This is a genomic window from Pseudomonas sp. G11 (assembly GCF_029457515.1).
Classification (GTDB): domain Bacteria; phylum Pseudomonadota; class Gammaproteobacteria; order Pseudomonadales; family Pseudomonadaceae; genus Aquipseudomonas; species Aquipseudomonas gorinensis.
This window is the reverse complement of sequence record NZ_CP120377.1, coordinates 914,387-936,628: the sequence shown is the minus strand read 5'-3', so window position 1 is coordinate 936,628 and position 22,242 is coordinate 914,387. Positions and strand designations below refer to the sequence as shown.

The following is a 22,242-nucleotide window of genomic DNA, read 5'->3' as shown; positions in this document are numbered from 1 at the left end:
ACGACCTGTAAACAGGATCGTGCCCGATGTTAACTGGCTGACACGCGAGGTGCCAGTCAGTTAGGTACTGCTTAAGCTGCTACCACGACAACGCGTACGGTGGCTTCAACTTCGGCGTGCAGGTGCACGGCTACGTCGAATTCACCTACGTTACGGATAGTGCCGTTCGGCAGACGAACTTCGCTTTTCGCAACTTCAACGCCGGAGGCGGTCAGTGCATCAGCGATGTCGTGGGTGCCGATCGAACCGAACAGCTTGCCTTCGTCACCGGCGGTGGCAGTGATAGTCACTTCCAGCTCAGCCAGTTGGGCAGCGCGAGTTTCGGCCGAAGCTTTTTTGTCTGCTGCTGCTTTTTCCAGCTCAGCACGACGCTCTTCAAACGCAGCCAGGTTGGCAGCGGTTGCAGCGGTGGCTTTGCCGTATGGCAGCAGGTAGTTACGACCGTAGCCGGCCTTAACGTTCACTTTGTCGCCCAGGTTGCCCAGGTTGGCGACTTTTTCCAGAAGGATCAGTTGCATGTGAAAATCCTCTAACTTTTAACCTTCACCGTTCGCGTTATCGGCGTCTTTCGGCGCCAGACGACCGCGAAAATCAATCAGGCCGTCGACAATGGCCAAAACCACGAGTAACGGATAGATCAGTTGCATGAACAGCATCAGCGTGACGTACAACCCCACCAGCCAGAACCTGGCCAGGCGCTTCTGCGCCACCAGCCCATGAATCAGGGCCAGCCCGGAAAACACCAGCGGTACGCTGCAAAACAGCAATAACAAGGCAGCTTGTGGACCGAAGTTCGGCCCCACCACCATGCCTGCCAGCAACAACATCGCCGGGCCCGCGGGAATCCTGATACTGCGAAATTCGCGACCAAAACCACCCGGGTTGTACAACAACGCCTGCCAGTAACGCCCAAGCATCAGGCTCAGCACACTGACAATCTGCAACACTACCGCCATCAGGCCGATCAGGGCCGGTGCTATCAGCGCCGCAAGGCGCGCTCGCTCATCTACCGATAACTGCTGGTAGAGATCCCCGAGAGCCAGCGGCAGGACCTTGACGATCTCTTGCGCCAGCGCCTCGATTTGCGGGTGGAAAGCCGCGCCGAGCAACACTGAAAACACCAACCCCAATGCCACGCTGACCAGCAGCGTGCGGACCCAGGACTCACTTGCGCGTAAAACCAACGCAAGGCTCGACGACCCCAACAGCACCATCAGCACCTTGGGTTCGCCCAATTGCAGCCACCAGATCAAGGCGGCCAGCAATCCCAGGGCCAGGACACCCACGGCGTCCTGCAAACCGCGCCGCAGGAGCACAAGGCATCCCGCGGCAGCACCCAACCAATACAACAACGGCAATGCTGCACATCCAGCCACTACCAGAGTGGCCTGCACACGACCGCGCATGATGAACTCAGCTAAGGCGCGCATGCATTCAATCCCTTACTACTTGTCGACTGCCCGGTCTCAGCGGCCGTGGCTGTCGGTGTAGGCCAGCAGGGCCAGGAAGCGGGCGCGCTTGATAGCGGTGGCCAGCTGACGCTGATAACGTGCTTTGGTACCGGTGATACGGCTTGGAACGATTTTGCCGGTCTCGGATACGTAGGCTTTCAGAGTGTTGAGATCTTTGTAATCGATCTCTTTCACGTCTTCAGCGGTGAAACGGCAGAATTTACGACGACGGAAGAAACGTGCCATTTGATAGGCTCCTTAAAAGGTCCGTGGATTACTCGTCAGCGTTATCGCTGTTGTCACTGTCATCAGCGCTATCATCAGCGCCTTCTTCAGGACGGTCGCGACGCTCACGGCGCTCACTGCGGTTTTCTTCAGCCTTGAGCATCTCGGATTGGCCGGTAACGGCTTCTTCGCGACGGATGACCAGGTTACGGATCACTGCATCGTTGTAGCGGAAGTTGTCTTCCAGCTCGGCCAGGGCCTTGCCAGTGCACTCAACGTTCAGCATCACGTAGTGAGCCTTGTGAACATTGTTGATTGCGTAGGCCAGTTGACGACGACCCCAATCTTCCAGACGGTGGATTTTGCCGCCGTCTTCTTCGATCAGCTTGGTGTAACGCTCAACCATGCCGCCGACTTGCTCGCTTTGATCCGGGTGGACCAAAAAGATGATTTCGTAATGACGCATGAATGCTCCTTACGGGTTGTAGCCTGCCGCTCAAAAACGGTCAGACAAGGAGTGAATGACACTTATGGATCTTGCCGCAGGGAGGCACATCGGTGCCTGCCAGGAAGGCAAGGGGCGCAATTGTAGAGAAGGGGGAGAATGGGCGCAAGGCAATTGGTGATTATTTGAACAACCTTCCAAACACCACACAGCAAATGTGGGAGAGGGCTTGCCCCCGATTGCGGTGGGCCAGCCACATCATCTGTAACTGATCTACCGCTATCGGGGGCAAGCCCCCTCGCACATTTTGCATCTATGCCAGGCTCAGAATTACTTCTTGGCCTTGACCTTGGCACCGCGCTGACGCTGAGCCTCGAACAGGCACACGCCCGTCGCCACCGACACATTGAGACTGCTGACGCTACCAGCCATCGGCAGGTGCACCAGGTAGTCACAATGCTCACGGGTCAGGCGGCGCATGCCTTTGCCTTCGGCCCCCATGATCAGGATGGTTGGGCCGGTGAGGTCCTGGTCATAGATACTGACCTCGGCCTCCCCTGCCGTGCCCACGACCCAAAGGCCGCGCTGCTGGAGCTTCTCCAGGGTTCGCGCAAGGTTGGTCACGGCCACCAGCGGAATCACTTCCGCAGCGCCACAGGCGACTTTACGCACGACCGGGGTCAAGGTTGCCGACTTGTCCTTGGGCACGATCACCGCCAGCGCACCGGCCGCATCCGCTGAACGCAGGCAGGCACCGAGGTTGTGCGGATCGGTTACGCCGTCCAGCACCAGCAACAACGGAGCGCCTTCAGTACGGTCGAGCAGCTCGTCGAGCATCGCCTCGCCCCAGACCTGGCTTGGACTTACATCCGCAACCACGCCTTGGTGAACGCCTTCGACCCACACGTCCATCTCACGACGCTCGGCCTGGCCGATGGCAACTTTATTCTGGTTGGCCAACTCGACCAGCGCCTGTACGCGCGGCTCGCTGCGACCTTCCGCCAGCCAAACCTGCTTGACGCGCTTGGGATGGTGACGCAGCAGTGCTTCTACGGCGTGCACGCCGTAGATTTTTTCCAGACTCATGGCTTGGCCTTAGGTTTGCGCGACCCGCCGCTTTTCGAGGGGGCCGAACCCGCTTTAGGCGGGCCTTTACGGTGTTTACTGGGTTTGCTCGACGGTTTTTCCGCCCCTTGGGACTTTCCCCCAGACGCCGCTTTACCACCGCTTTTGGCTTCATTGAGCAACTGCTGCTTCAATTCACGGCTTTTGCGCAGTTCAGCGTTTTTCGCCGCAGCATCGCTTGGGCGGTAAGCCTCGGGCACTTTGTCCTTGGCTGCAGGACGGCGCCCGGCTTTGGCTGGAGCGGGCTCTGCAACTGCCGCTTTCACGGGAGCGCCTTTGCCTTTGCTGGCAGGCGCAGTCGTCTCGTTGCCACGCTTTTTACGGCCAGTTGGCGATTCGGCGGGCTTGTCAGGCATGCCAAAGTCGATCTTGCGCTCGTCGAGATCGACGCGCATGACCTGCACTTCCACGGTATCGCCCAAACGGAAGCTGCGACCGGTACGCTCACCCGCCAGGCGGTGATGCACAGGATCGAAGTGGTAGTAGTCACCCGGCAAGGCGGTGACGTGCACCAGGCCTTCGACATAGATGTCGGTCAGTTCGACAAACAGACCAAAGCCGGTCACGGCCGTGATCACACCTGGGAACGACTCGCCCACGCGATCCTTCATGAACTCGCACTTGAGCCAGTTCACCACGTCGCGCGTGGCTTCGTCGGCGCGGCGTTCGCTCATGGAGCACTGCTCGCCCAACTGTTCCAGGGCCGCTTCGTCGTACGGATAGATCCGTGCCTTCGGAATGGTCATGGCACCGGCACGCTTGACGTGCGGGGTGTTCTGCTTGGAATGGATCACGCTGCGGATTGCACGGTGCGTGAGCAAGTCCGGATAACGGCGAATCGGCGAGGTGAAGTGGGTGTACGCCTCGTAATTCAGGCCGAAGTGACCCTGGTTGTCGGCGCTGTACACCGCCTGGCTCAGGGAGCGCAGCATCACGGTCTGGATCACATGGTAATCGGGACGGTCCTTGATGCTGGCCAGCAGCGCCTGGTAGTCCTTCGGCGTCGGGCCGTCCTTGCCTTTATGCAGGGACAGGCCCAGCTCGCCGAGGAAAGCGCGCAGTTTTTCCAGACGCTCCGGCGGCGGGCCGTCGTGCACGCGGTACAGCGCAGGGATCTCGTGCTTCTTCAGGAATTCAGCCGTGGCCACGTTGGCCGCCAGCATGCATTCCTCGATCAGCTTGTGCGCATCGTTACGGGTAGTCGGGGTGATTGCGGCGATCTTGCGCTCGGAACCGAAGACAATTCGGGTTTCCTGCGTTTCAAAATCGATCGCGCCACGCACATGACGGGCCCCCAGCAGCACCTTGTAAAGTGCATAGAGCTGCTTGAGATGCGGCACGACATGGCCGTACTCACCACGCAAGGCCTTAGCCTCGCTGGTTTTCGGCTGTTCCAGGATAGTGCTGACCTTGTTGTAGGTCAGGCGGGCCTGGGAGTGGATCACCGCCTCGTAGAACTGATAGTCGGTCATTTCGCCGGTTTTCGAGATAGTCATCTCGCACACCATGGCCAAACGGTCGACTAGAGGGTTCAGGGAGCACAGGCCGTTGGACAGCTGCTCAGGCAGCATCGGGATCACGCGCTCAGGGAAGTACACGGAGTTGCCGCGCACCTGGGCTTCGTTATCCAGGGCCGAACCGATCTTCACATAGCTGGACACGTCGGCAATCGCGACGAACAACTTCCAGCCGCCGGAGAACAGGCGCAGTTTTCCAGGCCGGGCTTCGCAATAGACCGCATCGTCGAAGTCGCGGGCGTCTTCACCATCGATGGTGACGAACGGTAGATGGCGCAGGTCGATGCGCTTTTCTTTGTCTTTCTCTTCGACTTCCGGCTTGAGCTTGGCGGCTTCCTTGAGCACAGCTTCAGGCCAGACGTGAGGAATATCGTAGGTGCGCAGCGCAACGTCGATTTCCATGCCCGGCGCCATGTAGTTGCCGACCACTTCAACGATATCGCCTTGCGGCTGGAAGCGCGCAGTGGGCCAGTGGGTGATTTTCACCTCGACGAACTGACCGACCTTGGCGGCACCATTGCGGCCCGGGGTAATCAGCACTTCCTGCTGGACCTTAGGGTTATCCGGCACAACGAAGCCGATACCGCCTTCTTCGAAGTAGCGGCCGACGATGGACTCGTGGGCACGGGACACCACTTCGACGATCACCCCTTCACGGCGACCGCGACGGTCCAGGCCGGAAACACGCGCCAAGGCACGGTCGCCATCGAACACCAGGCGCATTTGCGCAGGGCACATAAACAGGTCGTCGCTGCCGTCATCCGGGATCAGGAAGCCGAAGCCGTCACGATGACCGGCAATGCGGCCGAGGATCAGGTCGAGCTTGTCCACAGGCGCGTAGGTGCCACGACGGGTGTAGATCAGTTGAGCATCGCGCTCCATGGCACGCAAACGGCGGCGCAGGGCTTCGAGCTGGTCTTCGGTGGTCAGACCGAATTCTTCGACCAACTGCTCACGGCTAGCAGGCGAACCCCGATCGGCGAGATGCGCCAGGATCAGTTCGCGGCTAGGGATAGGGTTTTCATATTTTTCCGCTTCACGAGCGGCCTCGGGATCGAGGGACTGCCAATCGGCCATTAGAGAGTTTTCACCTTGTCTATATGCGGGTTAGTTTGGCATACGCGTATTGAAACGGGAAATTTCAGGCATCAACAAGCGTTTAAAAGCCCTTTGCGCCCCTCGGAAAGCACCTTGCACGACCACTGGTGACATTTTCCAGGTTTTTTTTGATAGCGGGGGTTTACAGCCAAAAATCCTCTCCGTATAGTGCGCGCCATCGACGACGGCAACGTTGTTGATGCTGCCCAGGTGGTGAAATTGGTAGACACGCCAGCTTCAGGTGCTGGTGATCGCAAGGTCGTGGAAGTTCGAGTCTTCTCCTGGGCACCAATTTCAAACTCAAGATTTCAACCTTGAGTCTCCAAAAACCCGCGAAAGCGGGTTTTTGCGTTTCAGGCCTTTGATTTTTAACGAGAATTTTGATTTATATTTTTCGAATCAGGGGTTTACAGATCAAAAAGCCCGCCGTATAGTTCGCCCCATCAACAGCGGCAACGCTGCTTGAGAATGCCCAGGTGGTGAAATTGGTAGACACGCCAGCTTCAGGTGCTGGTGATCGCAAGGTCGTGGAAGTTCGAGTCTTCTCCTGGGCACCAAATTCAGATCAAACCCGCGAAAGCGGGTTTTTTCGTTTCCGGGGCTTGAAAACTTCCCCAGCTATTTGCCCCTCATCCGCACTTGAGAAGTTTTATCGTTTATCCTTGCAATGATTTGTTGCACACAAGCGAGGAAAACCCTGGATGATGATCCGCGATACCCGTCTCAAAACATCCCTTCTGCGTGGCATGACCCTCACTCTACTCGGACTCGCCCTGCTTTCGCCTGCCGCCTATTGCGCCGATAAAGTCTCCCTGACCTTGTACAACGGCCAACACAAAGAGGTCGGCGATGAACTCGCCAAGGCCTTCGAAGCCAAGACCGGCATTCACGTCAACGTACGCAAAGGCAGCAGCAACCAGCTGGCCAGCCAGGTCGTGGAAGAAGGTGACCGCTCCCCTGCCGACGTGATTTACACCGAAGAATCGCCGCCACTGAACAAACTCGGCGAACAAGGCCTGCTGGCCAAGATCGATGCCAGCACCCTGAATGTATTGCCCAAGGACTATGTGGGCAGCAACGGCGACTGGATGGGCGTGACCGCACGCACCCGCGTCGTGGCCTTCAACCCGAAACTGATCGCCGAAAAAGACCTGCCCAAATCGGTTCTGGATTTCGCCGGCCCCGAGTGGCAAGGCAAGGTCGGCTTTGTACCAACCAGCGGCGCCTTCCAGGAACAAGCCGTGGCAATCATCAAGCTGCACGGTCGCGAAGCCGCCGAAGAATGGCTGACCGGCCTGCGCGCGTTCGGCAAGGTGTACAGCAACAACATGGTTGCCCTCAAAGCCGTGGAAAATGGCGAAGTCGCCACCGTACTGGTCAACAACTACTACTGGTTTGCCCTGAAGAAGGAAAAAACCAACCTGGACTCCCAACTGCACTACTTCACCGATGGCGATGCCGGCGGCCTGATCACGGTCTCCTCGGCGGCGGCACTGAAATCCAGCAAGCATCCCAAAGAGGCCCAGCAACTGCTGGCATTCATGGCCAGCGAAGAAGGCCAGCGTGTAATCACCAACACCTCGGCCGAATACCCGCTGCGCAAGGGCATGCAATCCAATCGTGGCCTCAAGCCTTTCAGCGAACTGCAACCGCCGAAAGTCACCCCGGCTGACTTGGGCAACGCCGAAGAAGCCCTCGAGCTGGAACGTGACGTTGGCCTGAACTGATGAACCCATCGCCACCCGCCCCCGTGGTACACGGGGGGTTCAGCCCACGGCGCAAGCGCCCGTCGATCTGGCTGTTGCTGCCCGTACTGCTCCTGGTGGGCTTGAGCCTGTTGCCGCTGGCCTACGTCGGGCTCAAAGCCTGGCAAGCGGGATGGGCGCAGGCGCTGCATCTGCTATGGCGGCCCTACGTCTTTGGCTTGTTGCGCAATACCCTCGCCTTGATGGTCGGGGTAACGCTGGCGTGTGGTGTGATCGGCTTGTCCCTGGCCTGGCTGCTGGAGCGCAGCAACTTGCCAGGGCGACGCATCTGGGGCGTGATTCTGTGCCTGCCGTTTGCGGTACCGGCGTTTGTCAGCAGCTTCACCTGGGTGTCGCTGAGCGCCAACTTCGAAGGACTCGGCGGGGCGATCCTGGTCATGACCCTGTCCAAGTACCCGCTGGTGTTCCTACCGGTGGCGGCGACCCTGCGCAATCTGGACCCGTCCCTGGAGGAATCAGCCCGCACCCTGGGGCTCAATCGCTGGGGAGTATTCTTTCGCATTACCCTGCCCCTGCTGTGGCCGTCCCTGCTGGCCGGGGCGCTGTTGATCGCGTTGCATATGCTGGTGGAATTCGGCGCACTGTCGATCATCGGCCTGCAGACCTTTACCACGGCGATCTACCAGCAGTTCGAACTGGAGTTCAGCAATGCCAACGCCGCGATGTTATCGGCGGTGCTGCTGGTGATGTGCCTCACCCTGCTGTGGCTGGAGCTGCGCGTGCGCGGCAAGGGCCGACACGTACGCATCGGCCAAGGGGCTGCGCGGCATGCCGAACAGGTTCGCCTGGGCAGGTGGGCGCTCTTGGGCCAAGTCTATTGCCTTGCGCTGGCAATCATCGGCAGCGGCATTCCCCTGGGCATGCTGGGTTACTGGCTGGCGGTGGGCTCGTCGGCGGCGTTCCCGGTGGCCGAGATCAGTGAGGCGCTGCTATCGTCCCTGGCGCTGTCGCTGGGTGGCGCGGCGCTGTGCCTGGTGCTGGCCGTGCCGGTGGGGTTGCTGGTGGTGCGCTACAAGGGCCAACTGGCGATCTGGGCCGAACGCCTGCCGTACTTGCTGCACGCCCTGCCCGGCCTGGTGATTGCGCTGACCCTGGTGTATTTCGCCCTGCATTACGTGCCAGTGCTGTACCAGACATCAGCGCTGTTGCTGATTGCCTATGCGCTACTGTTTTTGCCGCTGGCCCAGGCGCCGGTTCGTACCGCCTTGAACAAAGCCGCGCCACAACTGGAAGAAGCCGCGCGCACACTGGGCGCGTCATCGTTCAGCGCGTTTTGCCGGGTAACCTTGCCGATTATCTTCCCGGCATTGGGCGCGGCGTTTGCGCTGGTGTTCCTGGACGCAATGAAGGAATTGACGGCGACGTTGCTGCTCAGCCCAACCGGGCTGAATACCTTGGCGACGGCGGTGTGGGCGCATACCTCGAATGTGGAATTCGCGGCGGCGGCGCCTTATGCGGCGCTGTTGATATTGGTGTCGGGGTTGCCGGTGTATTTGCTGACGACACGGATGTATCTGAGTCGCTGAAACCGCTATCTGGGCAAGCCCCCTCCCACATTTGAATGCATTTCAACCCGTGGGAGGGGGCCAGTCCAGGCGAGGCTAAGCCCGAAACTGCCCCAGGCTCGCCTTCAACTGCGCCGCCAAACCATCCAGCACCTTACCACTGGCCGTCGTCTCCACCACCGCCTGCGCCGCACGTTCGGCCTGGGCATGGATCACCTCGACCCGCCCCCGCACTGCATGGGCACCCTGGGCCTGATGCTCGGCTGCGCGCGTGGCCAGGCCGATCGCGGCATGCACCTGCTCCACCGAAGCCTGCACGGTCTGCTGCAAGCGCACGCTGTCGCGCAGCACCAGCAACCCTTCGCTGGCCTGGCGCCCGGCCTTGCCTATGGTTTCCACCGCCTCACGCGCGCCCTGCTGCAGCGCCACGATATGCGCCTGGATATCGCCGGTAGAGCTTTGGGTCTTGCTGGCCAGCGCCCGCACCTCATCCGCCACCACGGCGAAGCCACGGCCCGTCTCACCGGCGCGTGCCGCTTCGATCGCGGCGTTCAGGGCAAGCAGGTTGGTTTGCTCGGCAATGCCGTGAATCACGGTCAGCACCACCTCGATCTGCTCACTTTGCTGCGCCAGTCGCTCGATCACCTTGGACCCCGCCTCGACCTGCCCCGCCAGCGCTTCAATCAGGCTCCCCACTTCAGCCGAGGTACGCGCGTTCTCATCGGTGGCCTGACGAATATCCACCACCTGCTGCAACGCTGCCTGCATCGCATGGCTCTCGGCCTGGGCTTCATCAGCCATTTGCGAGAGTGCGCGCAAGCTCTCGGCCACCTCATCACGCTGCAGGCCAGCGGCCGCATCGGCACCGGCATTGCGCAAGGTCATGGCACCGATCTCCACGCCGGTCCGCTGAGCCACATCACCCGCCTCACGCACGATGGGCTGCAACTTATCCACAAAGCGATTGACCGCCGAGGCCATGTCGCCGATTTCGTCCTGGCTATTGATCTGCACGCGCTTGGTCAGGTCGCCCTCGCCCGCCGCCAGGTCATCCATGGCCGCAATCAGCAACTTCAGGCGATTGACCACACGGCGCCCAAGCACCACGGCGATCAGCAGCAACACGCCAAAGCCAACCCCTGCGAGCCCCATGCCGATGCGCCAGCGCAAGGTGCCGGCGGCTTCCTGCACAGCGCTGGTGGTATTGGCGGTCATTTGGGTGGCGGTGGTTTGCGCCGATTGCAGGCGCGCGCCCATGGCAGTCGCGCTGTCTGCTGCCGCCCCTTTGAGGCTATCGCCGACCAACTGATCACCGCTGGCAATCAAGGCGGCAAAACGCTTGTCCAACGCCTGCAGGTCGGCTTCTACCGATGCCGTCGAAACCCCCATGCGCACTTTGCCAATCTCGACACCATTGGGGCTGATGGACGCTTCGACGTAGTACACAGAAGGGTCGGTCTTGGCCGCATCCAGCACTTTATCCAGCGCGCGATCACCTGCGCCCTTTGCCAGCAACACCTGGTTGATCGGGTTTTCGCGGTTCAGGTAGCGAGTCAAATGCTCACCGGCGGCGTCGTCGTAGACCACGAACAACACGTTGGGATTGCGCTGGGCACGCCGGGCAAACTCAGACAACGTGGGCACATCACTGTCCCACATGGCGCGGGGCGCCACCGAGGCCAGCAGTTGCGCCATATCATTGGCGGAGTCTTGCAGGTCTTTTTCCAGGGTCGCCCGCAATTGCTTCTGTTCTGCCTGCAGGCGCTCGGAAAGCCCGGCGGTCAGACGCTGACGGGTACTGCTGGACAAGCTGTCCAGGCTGGATGTGACTTCCTTGCCGGCCTGCGCCAGTTCGCCAGAGAGCTTCTGACTATCGACGCCCAGGCGACTGCCCAAATCAGCTTCAAGTGCCGTGACCGTGCTCCGGGTCAGAGCGACCGCCACCAGCACTTGCACCAAAAGAGCGATACCTAGGGTAACGAACACCGGCCGCAACAGACGGCTTTGTAACAATGAGAGAACGGCAGACATCGGGAATCCCTCCACCACGGGTGCCATTAATTTGATAGCACCGCGAAAGAAAGAAACACAGCAAGGGTCGTGCCGCTTGGCGAACTGAAACGACAAAGGGCTCCCGAAGGAGCCCTTTGCTTTTTACATCAATAACTTATTAAGCGAACGGATGACGCAAAACGATGGTTTCGTTGCGGTCCGGGCCCGTCGAAATAATGTCGATCGGTGCGCCGATCAGCTCTTCAACGCGCTTGATGTAGGCTCGAGCGTTGGCTGGCAGCTCTTCCAGGGTCTTGGCACCCACGGTCGATTCGGCCCAGCCTGGCACCTCTTCGTACACAGGCTGCAGGCCCACGTAGCTGTCAGCATCCGTCGGAGCAACGTCCTGACCCTCTGCATCTTTGTAGCCGACGCAGATGTTGATGGTTTCCAGGCCGTCGAGCACGTCCAGCTTGGTCAGGCAGATGCCCGAGATGCTGTTCACATCGATAGCACGACGCAGGATAACGGCGTCGAACCAACCACAACGACGGGCACGGCCGGTGGTCGCACCGAACTCGTGACCTTGCTTCGCCAGGTGCGCCCCTACTGCGTCGAACAGTTCAGTCGGGAATGGACCCGAACCTACGCGAGTGGTGTAAGCCTTGGTGATGCCCAGGATGTAGTCCAGGAACATAGGGCCAACACCCGAACCGGTGGCAACGCCGCCAGCGGTGGTGTTGGAGCTGGTCACGTACGGGTAGGTACCATGGTCGATGTCCAGCAGCGAACCTTGGGCGCCTTCGAACATGATGTCTTTGCCCGCGCGACGCAGGTCATGCAACTCGGCAGTCACGTCCAGCATCAGCGGCTTGAGCAGCTCCGCGTATTCCTTGCATTCGGCCAGGGTCTTGTCGAATTCGATGGCCGGCTCTTTGTAGTAACCCACCAGCATGAAGTTGTGGTAATCCACCAGCTCACGCAGCTTGTCTTCAAAACGCGGCATGTTGAGCAGGTCGCCCACACGCAGGCCACGACGTGCAACTTTGTCTTCGTAGGCCGGGCCGATGCCGCGACCGGTAGTACCGATCTTCAGCTCGCCACGGGCCTTTTCACGAGCCTGGTCCAGCGCTACGTGGAAAGACAGGATCAGCGGGCAAGAAGGGCTGATACGCAGGCGCTCGCGCACTGGCACGCCTTTCTCTTCCAGCTTGGTGATCTCGCGCAGCAAGGCATCCGGTGCAACCACCACGCCGTTGCCAATCAGGCACTGCACGCCTTCACGCAGTACGCCCGATGGGATCAGGTGCAAGACGGTTTTTTCGCCATCGATGACCAGGGTGTGGCCAGCATTGTGGCCGCCTTGGTAGCGCACTACGGCGGCAGCATGTTCGGTCAGCAGATCAACGATCTTGCCTTTGCCCTCATCACCCCATTGGGTGCCCAGGACTACGACATTCTTACCCATAACACTTGTCCTCATTCGCGCAAACTTGGTGCCGGCGATGGCCGGCAGGAAAACTCAAGAAGCCAGTGGCGATACTTGCCAAAGCCCGTTCTGCAGAATCAATTGCCGGTCGCAGTCCGCTTCACGGGCGGCGGCCAATGGCTGCCCAGGCAAGGCCTGAACGACACGCTGACCCTCACTGCGCAACTGGCAAACCTGCTGCCAGAGTGCTGCGTCCGTACTGTCGGGCATCCAAATGCCACCAGACGGCAGCTCGACCTCAGCACGCCCCAGGGTCACCAGGGTTTTCAAATCAGTGGAAAAGCCAGTGGCCGGACGCGCACGACCGAAGTCGGCGCCGATGTCGTCGTAGCGACCACCCTGGGCGATGGCCTGGCCAACACCCGGCACAAACACCGCGAACACCACGCCGGTGTGGTAGTGATAGCCACGCAACTCGCCCAGATCAAAGTACAACGGCACCTGCGGGAACCGCGCCGACAGCTGGTCGGCAATGGCGACCACATCATCCAGCGCAGCCAATACCGGCGCTGGCGCATGGGCCAGGCGTTCACGCGCAGCCGCCAGTACTTCACGGCCGCCGCACAGGCCAACCAGCGCACGCAGCATGCCGGCCAGATCGGCAGGCACACCCTCGGTGAGGGCGATGACTTCATCGATGGCCTTGCGCTGCAGGGCATCGAACAACTGTTGCTCGACTTCGCCGGACAAACCGGCCGCACGGGCCAGGCCACGATAGATGCCGACGTGACCCAGGTCCATGTGGACATCCGGCACGTCAGCCAGTTGCAACATGGCCAGCATCAAGCTGATCACTTCCACGTCACTGCTCGGGCTGGCGTCGCCATACAACTCGGCGCCCAACTGGATCGGGCTACGGGAAGACGACAAGGCACGCGGTTGAGCATGCAGCACGCTGCCGGCGTAGCACAGGCGGCTCGGGCCTTCGCGGCGCAGGGTGTGCGCATCGATGCGCGCCACTTGCGGCGTGATGTCGGCACGAAAGCCCATCTGCCGGCCCGATTGCGGATCGATAACCTTGAAGGTGCGCAGATCCAAGTCCTGGCCCGCGCCGGTCAGCAGGGATTCCAGGTACTCGATATGGGGGGTCACGACAAACTCGTAACCCCAGCTCTGGAACAGATCCAACACCTGGCGACGCGCTACTTCAATGCGCGCAGCTTCTGGTGGCAGTACTTCTTCGATGCCATCTGGCAGCAGCCAGCGGTCTACCGTTGCCATTACGCCATTCCCCTATGATCCGGGCGGCCAGCCCTCGGCCGAGCCTTGAGTGAAGCAGAAAATACCCGCCCCCTGCATAAACCACGCGCAAGAGCGACGTGACGAACGACCTGCAAGCGGCCTCGTCGGGCACTTTCCTCGAAAAACCTGTCACGCCTGCCGAATCAAACATGCAGACGCAAAAAAGCCGGGAATTTCCCGGCTGCCGCATCATACACCCGTTTTCTGAAAGGATCACCCCGCCAGGCGTTTTAGCCGCCCGACGGAAGTGAGCCCTGCAGAATCACAGGCTGGTTACTTGGACTTTTCCAGGTAGCGGAAGAAGTCGCTGCTTGGGTCCAGCACCATGACGTCGGTTTTGTTCGCGAAGCTTTCACGGTAGGCACGCAGGCTGCGGTAGAACGCGTAGAACTCCTGGTCCTGGCCGTAAGCCTTGGCGTAGATCGCCGCCGCTTGAGCATCGCCATCACCACGGGCCTCTTCAGACTCACGATAGGCCTCTGCCAATAGTACGCGACGCTGACGGTCGGCATCCGCACGGATACCTTCAGCCAACTCGTTACCCTTGGCACGGTGCTCACGAGCCTCACGCTCACGCTCTGTGCTCATCCGCTCGAACACGCTGCGGTTGACTTCCTTCGGCAGGTCGATGGCCTTGACCCGAACATCGACAACTTCAATGCCCAGCTCTTTTTCTGCCATCGTGTTCAGCGAACGGGTGATATCCGCCATCAGCGCATCACGTTCACCGGATACCACCTCGTGCAGGGTGCGTTTACCAAACTGGTCACGCAGGCCCGATTCCAGGCGGCGCGACAAACGCTCGTCGGCAATCTGCTTGAGGCCGGAGGTCGCGGTGTAGAAGCGCTCGGCATCCTTGACGCGCCACTTGGCGTAGGCGTCTACCATCACGGCTTTCTTTTCCAGGGTCAGGAAGCGCTGTGTGGGAGCATCCAGGGTCATCAGGCGCGCGTCGAACTTGCGCACCTGATTGACGTAGGGGACTTTCACATGCAGGCCCGGCTGGACATCCGCCTGAACCACGCGACCGAATTGCAGTAGCACCGCACGCTCGGTCTGAGCCACGATGTAGAAGCAGTTCCAGGCAGCGATGACCACGACGACGCCCACAATCAGGGCGGTCAGCGATTTATTGCTCATCAACGACTCTCCCTGGTACGTGTTTGCTGTTGCAGCAAGTCAGCGGCCGCACGGGCGCTCGCTTCGTTGGCAGCAGCATTGGAACCGGTGGACGGCGCGCTGGTGCTACTACGACCACCTTCGATCATCTTGTCCAGCGGCAGGTACAGCAGGTTGTTCTGCCCACCCTTGCTGCCGGTCACGAGAACCTTGCTGGTGTTGCTGAAGACTTCCTGCATGGTGTCCAGGTACAGACGTTCACGCGTGACTTCCGGGGCCTTGCGGTACTCGGCGACCAGCTTGGTAAAGCGATCCGCCTCACCCTTGGCACGGGAGACCACTTCGTCGCGGTAACCGTTCGCATCCTCGAGGATGCGCTGGGCCTGACCGCGAGCTTCCGGCACGACGCCGTTGGCGTAGGTTTCAGCCTGGTTGCGCGAACGCTGCTCGTCTTCACGGGCGCGGATCACGTCATCAAAGGCTTCCTGCACTTCGCGCGGTGCCGCTGCGCTCTGTACGTTCACCTGGGTCACGGTGATACCGGTGCGATAGGTGTCGAGGAACCGTTGCAGGCGCTCCTTGATCTCGCTGGCCATCAATTCACGACCTTCGGTCAGCACCTGGTCCATGGCGGTCGAACCCACCACGTGGCGCAGCGCGCTTTCGGTCGCGTGTTGCAGGCTGATTTCCGGCTGATCGACGTTCAGCACGAAGTCCTGCAGGTTGCTGATCTTGTACTGCACGGTCAGCGGCACTTCGACGATGTTCTCGTCTTCGGTCAGCATCTGGCCCTGCTTGGTGTAGGCACGCTCACGCGTGACGTTCTCCATGTACTTCTTGTCGATCGGCGGGAAGTAGATGTTCAGGCCAGGGCCGACTGTCTCGTAGTACTTGCCGAAACGCAGCACCACGGCCTGTTCCTGCTCGTCCACCACGTAGACCGCGCTGTACAGCCATACGGCCGCCAGCACGACAAGACCCAGGCCCAGCAGGCCGTAGCCGCCACCCTTGCTTGGGCGACCGCCTTCGTCACCACCACGTTTTTTCCCACCACCGAACAACCCATTCAGGCTTTCCTGCAGCTTTCGGAAGGCCTCGTCGAGATCCGGTGGCCCCTTGCGGTCGCCATTATTGCGGCGCTTTCCACCCCAAGGATCCTGATTATTCGAGTTGCCACCCGGCTCATTCCAAGCCATAGCGCTCTCCATCTGATAAAGCAAAGACGCACCCACGGCGCGCCGACCAATGCTACAGAATGCCTGCTACCGCGGCACAACCGCTTTCTCAGGCTTTTATTGCAAAGTGTGTTGTTCGATGAACTCGGTCGGTACGACACCCTCGCGGCTGACCAGCCGATTGAGTTCCGAGCGCGGCAATCGAACGGCCAGCAAGCTGACCCCTTCTTCGTCGTGTTCTTCTTTCTGTACCGCGCCCAATTCGAAAAACTGTGCACGCAGTCGAGCAAAACGTTGCGGCAAGCGCAAGGTGCCGACAAACAAATCGTTGCCCAGCAACTCGGCAATGGCTTGTTCAAGTAATTCCAGGCCACTGCCATCACGTGCCGACAGCCAGACCCGCTGGGGCTTGCCATCTTCATCGCGTTGGATTTGTGGCTCAACGCCTTCAAGCAAATCGAGTTTGTTATAGACCTCGAGGATCGGCAAGTCCTGGGCGCCAATCTCGCCCAGCACCACCATCACCTGTTCAATCTGCAGCATGCGATCCGGTTCGGCCGCATCGATCACGTGCAACAACAGGTCGGAATTGCTCGATTCCTCGAGCGTAGACCGAAATGCCTCGACCAGCTTGTGGGGCAGGTGACGAATGAAACCCACGGTATCGGCCAGGACAATCGGCCCCAGGTCAGCCAATTCCAGGCGACGCAGGGTCGGGTCGAGGGTCGCGAACAGTTGGTCGGCCGCGTACACGTCCGATTTCGTCACGTTGTTGAACAGCGTGGATTTACCGGCGTTGGTATAGCCCACCAGGGAAACGGTAGGGATATCGGCCCGAGAACGGCCACGTCGCGACTGCTCGCGCTGGCTGCGGACTTTTTCCAGCCGGCCCTTGATCTGGCGCAGGCGAACCCGCAACAGACGCCGGTCGGTTTCGAGCTGGGTCTCACCCGGGCCACGCATGCCGATACCGCCACCCTGGCGCTCAAGGTGAGTCCAGCCACGCACCAGTCGGGTACTCATGTGATCAAGCTGGGCCAGTTCAACCTGGAGCTTGCCTTCATGGGTACGGGCGCGTTGGGCGAAAATATCGAGGATCAGGCCGGTGCGGTCGATCACGCGACACTCGAAGACACGTTCGAGGTTACGTTCCTGACTGGGCGTGAGGATGTGATTGAAGATCACCAGATCGGCTTCTTGAGCATGGACCAGGTCGCGCAGTTCCTCGACCTTGCCGCTGCCAATCAGGAATTTGGCGGTTGGCCGATGACGCGGCACGTTAAAAAACGCAACGGTCTCGGCGCCGGCCGAATTTGCCAACTCCTGAAACTCCTGCGGATCTTCGCGCGCCTCAGGGTCCTGTCCATCCAAGTGAACGAGGATCACTCGTTCACCACCACCGTGGCGCTCAAAGAACAAAGGAGACTCCTATCAGGCGTTACCTGGCTCAGCGTCAGCTGCATCATCACCCGCTGCGCTAGGCAGACGGATTGGACGAACTGGAACCACTGTCGAGATAGCGTGCTTGTAAACCATCTGGCTGACGGTGTTTTTCAGCAGGATCACGAACTGGTCGAACGACTCGATCGTGCCTTGCAGCTTGATACCGTTGACCAGATAGATGGAAACCCCCACTTTCTCTTTACGTAAAGTATTCAAGTAAGGGTCTTGTAGCGAATGCCCTTTTGACATGTGCCGCACTCCTTTAAGGATCAATAATAAAAAATCGGAAAATAGATAGCTTATGGCCGTCACACCCCCAAGGATAGACGGCAATTGCAAGGACTCAGCTCAATATGGAGACCGTTCCCAGGTATTTCAAGGCGCGTGACAGATTGTCGCTGTCCAGGCTGTCCAACCAGTGCAAATCGCTCCAGCTGCGCAGCCAGGTGAACTGGCGCTTCGCCAATTGGCGCGTGGCAATGATGCCGCGCTCCTGCATCTCAGCTGACGTCAGCTTGCCATCCAGATGATCCCAGACTTGGCGGTAGCCTACTGCACGTATCGAAGGCAACCCTGGATGCAGGTCACCTCTTGAACGCAGTGCTACGACCTCCTCCACAAACCCCTGTTCCAACATAATTGTGAATCTTTGTGCAATTCGTTCATGCAGCACCTGGCGATTTGCCGGAGCGATGGCCAGATTCGCCACAGTATAGGGCAATTGTGACTGCCCCGATGCGCCTGCGTCAGCACTTTGCGCAGATTGTCGCTGCCGATGCTCGGTCATGGTCTGGCCGCTCACACGCCAGACTTCCAGGGCCCGACTGAGCCGCTGAGGGTCATTGGGGTGAATACGAGCGGCGGACACCGGATCGACAGCCGCCAACTGATCATGCAGGGCTTGCCAGCCAAGGCGTGCAGCCTGCTCCTCAAGCTCCGCGCGCACCTGGGCGTCGGCGGGCGGCATATCGGCCAACCCTTCCTGCAATGCCTTGTAGTAGAGCATCGTGCCGCCCACCAGCAGTGGGATATTGCCGCGCGCAGTGATATCGGCCATCGCCGCCAGCGCATCAGCGCGAAAATCCGCGGCGGAATAGCTCTCGGCCGGGTCGATGATGTCGATCAATCGGTGCGGATATTGCGCCAGCATCTGCTTGGAAGGCTTGGCGGTGCCGATGTCCATGCCCCGATAAACCAGCGCAGAGTCAACACTGATCAGCTCGCAGGGCAGCACCTTGGTCAGCTCGATGGCCAGGTCGGTCTTGCCTGCGGCCGTCGGGCCCATCAGGAAGATCGCGGGGGGCAAGGCACTCATCAACGACCGCGCAAGAACAGTTTGTCCAGGTCGTCCAGGCCCATCTGGGTCCAGGTCGGTCGGCCATGATTGCACTGGCCACTGCGCTCGGTATTTTCCATGTCGCGCAGCAGGCCGTTCATTTCCGGCAAGGCCAGGCGGCGATTGGCGCGGATAGCGCCGTGGCAGGCCATGGTGCCGAGCAGTTCGTTGATGTGTGCCTGGATACGATCACTGGTGCCGTACTCCATCAGGTCTGCCAGTACATCGGCTACCAGCCGGTTGGCCTCGGCCTGCTTGAGCAGCGCGGGAATCTGGCGGATCGCCAGGGTTTCCGGGCCCAGGCGCTGCAATTCGAAGCCCAGTTTCTGGAACACGCTGTGGTGTTCTTCGGCGCAATCGGCCTCGCGCTGGCTGACTGCCAGAGACTCCGGCACCAACAGCGGCTGGCCACTGAGGCCTTCGCTGGCCATGGCGATCTTCAAGCGTTCGTACATGATCCGCTCATGGGCGGCGTGCATGTCGACCAGCACCAGGCCATGGGCATTTTCCGCGAGGATGTAGATGCCTTTGAGCTGTGCCAATGCGTAGCCCAGCGGAGGAATATCCCCCCCGCCTTCCGGCAAGGCGACCGCACCAGGCTCAGCCCCCGGCAGCGGCGCAAAGAACTCACGGTAGGCCGCCTGGGCCTCGGCCACCGGCACGGCCGATTGCGGACGTGGGGTGTATTGATACTGGTATCCCGCCCCGGAACCGGAACCCGGTGCCGAATAAGTCGGCTGCGGTTGCGGCGATTGCAACAGGTTACCCGCCAGGCTCATTTCCTCCTGGGGGCCGAACTCACCGGCTTGCGGGCCGCTGGGCCGGACCACCGCCGTGACAATCGGTGCCGACAACTGGTCATCCGGGCGCACATCGCCCAGGGCGCGGTGCAAGGTGCCGTAGAGGAAGTCATGCACCATGCGGCCGTCACGGAAACGCACTTCGTGTTTAGTCGGATGCACATTGACGTCGACCACCGCAGGGTCGACCTCGAAAAACAGCACAAAGGTCGGGTGCCGCCCATTGAACAGCACATCGCGATAGGCCTGGCGCACCGCGTGGGCCACCAGTTTGTCGCGTACGGCCCGACCGTTCACAAAGAAATACTGCAAGTCCGCCTGGCTGCGGGAGAAGGTCGGCAACCCCACCCAACCCCACAGGCGCAGGCCATTGCGTTCGATTTCAATCGGCAACGCCTGCTCCAGGAACCCCGCGCCGCACACCGCCGCTACCCGGCGAGCACGTGCAGCGTCGTCATTGGCTTCGTGCAGGCTGAGGATGGTCTTGCCGTTGTGACGCAAATGAAACGCCACGTCGAAACGCGCCAGGGCCAGGCGCTTGATGACTTCTTGCAGGTGATCGAATTCGGTTTTTTCAGCCTTGAGGAATTTGCGCCGCGCCGGAGTGTTGAAGAACAGGTCGCGCACCTCTACCGAGGTGCCCACCGGGTGCGCCGCCGGCTGGACCCGAGGCGCCATGTCGCGGCCTTCGGTTTCCACCTGCCAGGCCTGGTCGGCGCTGCGGGTGCGGGAAGTCAGGGTCAGGCGGGCCACGGAGCTGATGGAGGCCAGGGCCTCACCGCGAAAGCCCAGGCTCATCACCCGCTCAAGGTCTTCCAGGTCACGAATCTTGCTGGTGGCGTGACGGGCCAGGGCCAGCGGCAGGTCGTCCGCGGAGATACCGCTGCCATCGTCACGAACCCGCAGCAGCTTGACACCGCCCTGCTCCACGTCGACATCGATGCGCTTGGCGCCGGAATCGATGCTGTTTTCCAGCAGTTCCTTGATAACCGAGGCGGGCCGCTCGACCACCTCACCCGCGGCAATCTGGTTGGCAAGGCGTGGGCTGAGCAGCTCGATGCGCGATCCGCTGTGCAAGATTGATTCACTCATTACTGTGCCGCCAATTCAGTGCCAGGGATGGTCAACACCTGGCCGACTTTCAACTCATCGGTCTTCAGGTTGTTGGCGCTGCGCAAGGTCGCGGCCGACACCTGGAAGCGGACAGCCAGCATGGCCAGGGTGTCGCCAGGCTGCACGCGATGGTCACGCGGGCCCTGGGCGATTTTCCCGGAGTCGCGCAGCCAGGCGATGTAGGTGCCCGGTGGCGGGTTCTGCTGGAAGAACTGACGCACGCCGGCACTGATGGAGCGTGCCAACGCCTGCTGGTGGCTGGCGCTGGCCAGCTTGGAGGCTTCGTTGGAGTTGGAGATGAACCCGGTTTCCACCAGGATCGATGGAATATCCGGCGACTTCAGCACCATGAATCCGGCCTGCTCCACACGCTGCTTGTGCAGCGAGGTCACGCGGCCGATGTTGCTCAGGACTTTCTGGCCGACGTTCAGGCTGGAGGTCAATGAAGCGGTCATCGACAGGTCGAGCAGCACACCGGCGAGCATCTTGTCCTTGTCATCGAGGGACACGTTACCGGCCCCACCGATCAAGTCGGAGCGGTTTTCACTGTCGGCCAGCCAGCGGGCGGTCTCGGAGGTGGCGCCGCGATCCGACAGGGCAAACACCGAGGCGCCGAAGGCGGCAGCCGAAGGTGCGGCATCGGCGTGGATCGACACGAACAGGTCGGCGCCTTTCTTGCGGGCGATTTCGGTACGACCGCGCAGCGGGATGAAGTAGTCGCCGGTACGGGTCAGCTCGGCGCGATAGCCTTTCATGCCGTTGACCTGGCGCTGCAACTCGCGGGCGATAGCCAGTACCACGTCTTTTTCATGCTGGCCGCGTGAACCGGAGGCGCCCGGGTCTTCACCGCCATGGCCGGCATCGATCACGACAATAATGTCGCGCTTGCCCGCCGGGGCAGGAGGTGGCGGTGGCAATTTAACCTGTGGTTGCGACGGATTGACCGGCACCGCCGGCACGGTCGCCACGCTCGGCGTCGGCGCAGGCGGCGGTGCAGCATCGGCGGCATTGTCGAACAGGTCGACCACCAGCCGGTTGCCGTACTGGGCGTTGGGTGCCAGGGAGAAGCTTTTCGGGGTCACGACCTTTTTCAGGTCGATCACTACACGCAGGTCGGTCGGCGTACGTTGGGCCGAGCGCATGGCGGTAATCGGCGTATTGGCGGTGGAGACTTTCAACGGCGCGGCCAGGGTCGCACCGTTGATATCGATCACCAGGCGATCAGGCGCCGTCAGGGTAAAGACGCTGTGCTGGACAGGGCCAGACAGGTCGAACACCAGTCGCGTGTTATCCGGCGCTCGCCACAGGCGAACACTCTTCACCTGTGAAGCAGCCAGAGCATTGACAGTCATTGCCGCAAGCAACACCCCTACGACAGCAACCAACGCGCGAAAGCGCATA

General features: G+C 60.6%; 18 protein-coding genes and 2 tRNA genes. 4 read left to right on the top strand and 16 right to left on the bottom strand.

Annotated elements, in window-relative coordinates:
• Window positions 1–71: 71 nt before the first annotated feature.
• From rplI to rnr, 6 genes are all read right to left on the bottom strand, one after another.
• Window positions 72–518 carry a 50S ribosomal protein L9 gene (gene rplI, locus P2T68_RS04170; RefSeq protein ID WP_010563337.1) on the bottom strand — a complete coding sequence of 149 codons (447 nt, stop codon included), beginning with the start codon at window positions 516–518 and terminating at the stop codon, window positions 72–74.
• A gap of 18 nt (window positions 519–536) precedes the next feature.
• Window positions 537–1,430, bottom strand: coding sequence for a hypothetical protein (locus P2T68_RS04165; RefSeq protein WP_024073090.1), 894 nt, complete (start codon window positions 1,428–1,430; stop codon window positions 537–539).
• Between the two features lie 36 nt (window positions 1,431–1,466).
• Window positions 1,467–1,697 carry a 30S ribosomal protein S18 gene (gene rpsR, locus P2T68_RS04160; RefSeq protein ID WP_002551829.1) on the bottom strand — a complete coding sequence of 77 codons (231 nt, stop codon included), beginning with the start codon at window positions 1,695–1,697 and terminating at the stop codon, window positions 1,467–1,469.
• A 28-nt stretch (window positions 1,698–1,725) separates the two neighbouring features.
• The gene (gene rpsF, locus P2T68_RS04155; protein WP_005784250.1) at window positions 1,726–2,142 is read right to left on the bottom strand and encodes a 30S ribosomal protein S6; all 417 of its coding nucleotides are present in this window, start codon (window positions 2,140–2,142) and stop codon (window positions 1,726–1,728) included.
• A 309-nt stretch (window positions 2,143–2,451) separates the two neighbouring features.
• Window positions 2,452–3,207, bottom strand: coding sequence for a 23S rRNA (guanosine(2251)-2'-O)-methyltransferase RlmB (gene rlmB, locus P2T68_RS04150; RefSeq protein ID WP_024073089.1), 756 nt, complete (start codon window positions 3,205–3,207; stop codon window positions 2,452–2,454).
• Window positions 3,204–5,840 (bottom strand): ribonuclease R, encoded by a 2,637-nt coding sequence (gene rnr, locus P2T68_RS04145; protein ID WP_277379087.1) that lies wholly within the window; start codon window positions 5,838–5,840, stop codon window positions 3,204–3,206. The genes rlmB and rnr overlap by 4 nt, the downstream gene beginning before the upstream one ends.
• A gap of 225 nt (window positions 5,841–6,065) precedes the next feature.
• Between rnr and P2T68_RS04140 the strand changes: the two genes are divergently transcribed.
• The 4 genes from P2T68_RS04140 (at window position 6,066) to P2T68_RS04125 (ending at window position 9,153) form a co-directional block, all read left to right on the top strand.
• Window positions 6,066–6,152: transfer RNA gene (locus P2T68_RS04140), tRNA-Leu, on the top strand.
• 179 nt (window positions 6,153–6,331) lie between these two features.
• Window positions 6,332–6,418: transfer RNA gene (locus tag P2T68_RS04135), tRNA-Leu, on the top strand.
• A gap of 144 nt (window positions 6,419–6,562) precedes the next feature.
• Window positions 6,563–7,588, top strand: a complete 1,026-nt coding sequence (locus P2T68_RS04130) for an iron ABC transporter substrate-binding protein (RefSeq protein ID WP_024073087.1) — start codon at window positions 6,563–6,565, stop codon at window positions 7,586–7,588.
• A complete protein-coding gene (locus tag P2T68_RS04125) occupies window positions 7,588–9,153 on the top strand; it encodes an iron ABC transporter permease (RefSeq protein ID WP_277379086.1) in 1,566 nt (521 codons plus the stop codon). Before P2T68_RS04130 ends, P2T68_RS04125 begins: the two co-directional genes overlap by 1 nt.
• A 75-nt stretch (window positions 9,154–9,228) precedes the next feature.
• Here the strand turns inward: P2T68_RS04125 and P2T68_RS04120 are convergent, their stop codons facing one another.
• The 10 genes from P2T68_RS04120 to P2T68_RS04075 all read right to left on the bottom strand — a co-directional run bounded on the left by P2T68_RS04120 (window position 9,229) and on the right by P2T68_RS04075 (window position 22,241).
• The gene (locus tag P2T68_RS04120) at window positions 9,229–11,163 is read right to left on the bottom strand and encodes a methyl-accepting chemotaxis protein (RefSeq protein WP_024073085.1); all 1,935 of its coding nucleotides are present in this window, start codon (window positions 11,161–11,163) and stop codon (window positions 9,229–9,231) included.
• Window positions 11,164–11,302: 139 nt separating this feature from the next.
• A complete protein-coding gene (locus P2T68_RS04115) occupies window positions 11,303–12,592 on the bottom strand; it encodes an adenylosuccinate synthase (RefSeq protein WP_024073084.1) in 1,290 nt (429 codons plus the stop codon).
• A gap of 54 nt (window positions 12,593–12,646) precedes the next feature.
• Entirely contained in the window at window positions 12,647–13,834 is a 1,188-nt protein-coding gene (locus P2T68_RS04110; protein ID WP_024073083.1) for an ATP phosphoribosyltransferase regulatory subunit, read from the bottom strand.
• Between the two features lie 294 nt (window positions 13,835–14,128).
• Window positions 14,129–14,995 (bottom strand): protease modulator HflC, encoded by an 867-nt coding sequence (hflC, locus tag P2T68_RS04105; protein WP_010213607.1) that lies wholly within the window; start codon window positions 14,993–14,995, stop codon window positions 14,129–14,131.
• Window positions 14,995–16,170 carry an FtsH protease activity modulator HflK gene (hflK, locus tag P2T68_RS04100; RefSeq protein ID WP_024073082.1) on the bottom strand — a complete coding sequence of 392 codons (1,176 nt, stop codon included), beginning with the start codon at window positions 16,168–16,170 and terminating at the stop codon, window positions 14,995–14,997. The genes hflC and hflK overlap by 1 nt, the downstream gene beginning before the upstream one ends.
• Window positions 16,171–16,266: 96 nt before the next feature.
• Window positions 16,267–17,568 carry a ribosome rescue GTPase HflX gene (gene hflX / locus P2T68_RS04095; RefSeq protein ID WP_024073081.1) on the bottom strand — a complete coding sequence of 434 codons (1,302 nt, stop codon included), beginning with the start codon at window positions 17,566–17,568 and terminating at the stop codon, window positions 16,267–16,269.
• Window positions 17,569–17,580: 12 nt separating this feature from the next.
• Window positions 17,581–17,841: an RNA chaperone Hfq gene (hfq, locus tag P2T68_RS04090; protein ID WP_003171355.1), complete on the bottom strand. Its 261-nt coding sequence runs from the start codon at window positions 17,839–17,841 to the stop codon at window positions 17,581–17,583.
• A 94-nt stretch (window positions 17,842–17,935) separates the two neighbouring features.
• A complete protein-coding gene (gene miaA / locus P2T68_RS04085) occupies window positions 17,936–18,907 on the bottom strand; it encodes a tRNA (adenosine(37)-N6)-dimethylallyltransferase MiaA (RefSeq protein WP_069075151.1) in 972 nt (323 codons plus the stop codon).
• Complete coding sequence (mutL, locus tag P2T68_RS04080) at window positions 18,907–20,820, bottom strand: DNA mismatch repair endonuclease MutL (protein WP_150053710.1); 1,914 nt, start codon at window positions 20,818–20,820, stop codon at window positions 18,907–18,909. Before mutL ends, miaA begins: the two co-directional genes overlap by 1 nt.
• Entirely contained in the window at window positions 20,820–22,241 is a 1,422-nt protein-coding gene (locus tag P2T68_RS04075) for an N-acetylmuramoyl-L-alanine amidase (RefSeq protein WP_034105712.1), read from the bottom strand. The genes mutL and P2T68_RS04075 overlap by 1 nt, the downstream gene beginning before the upstream one ends.
• Between the last annotated feature and the right edge of the window lies 1 nt (window position 22,242).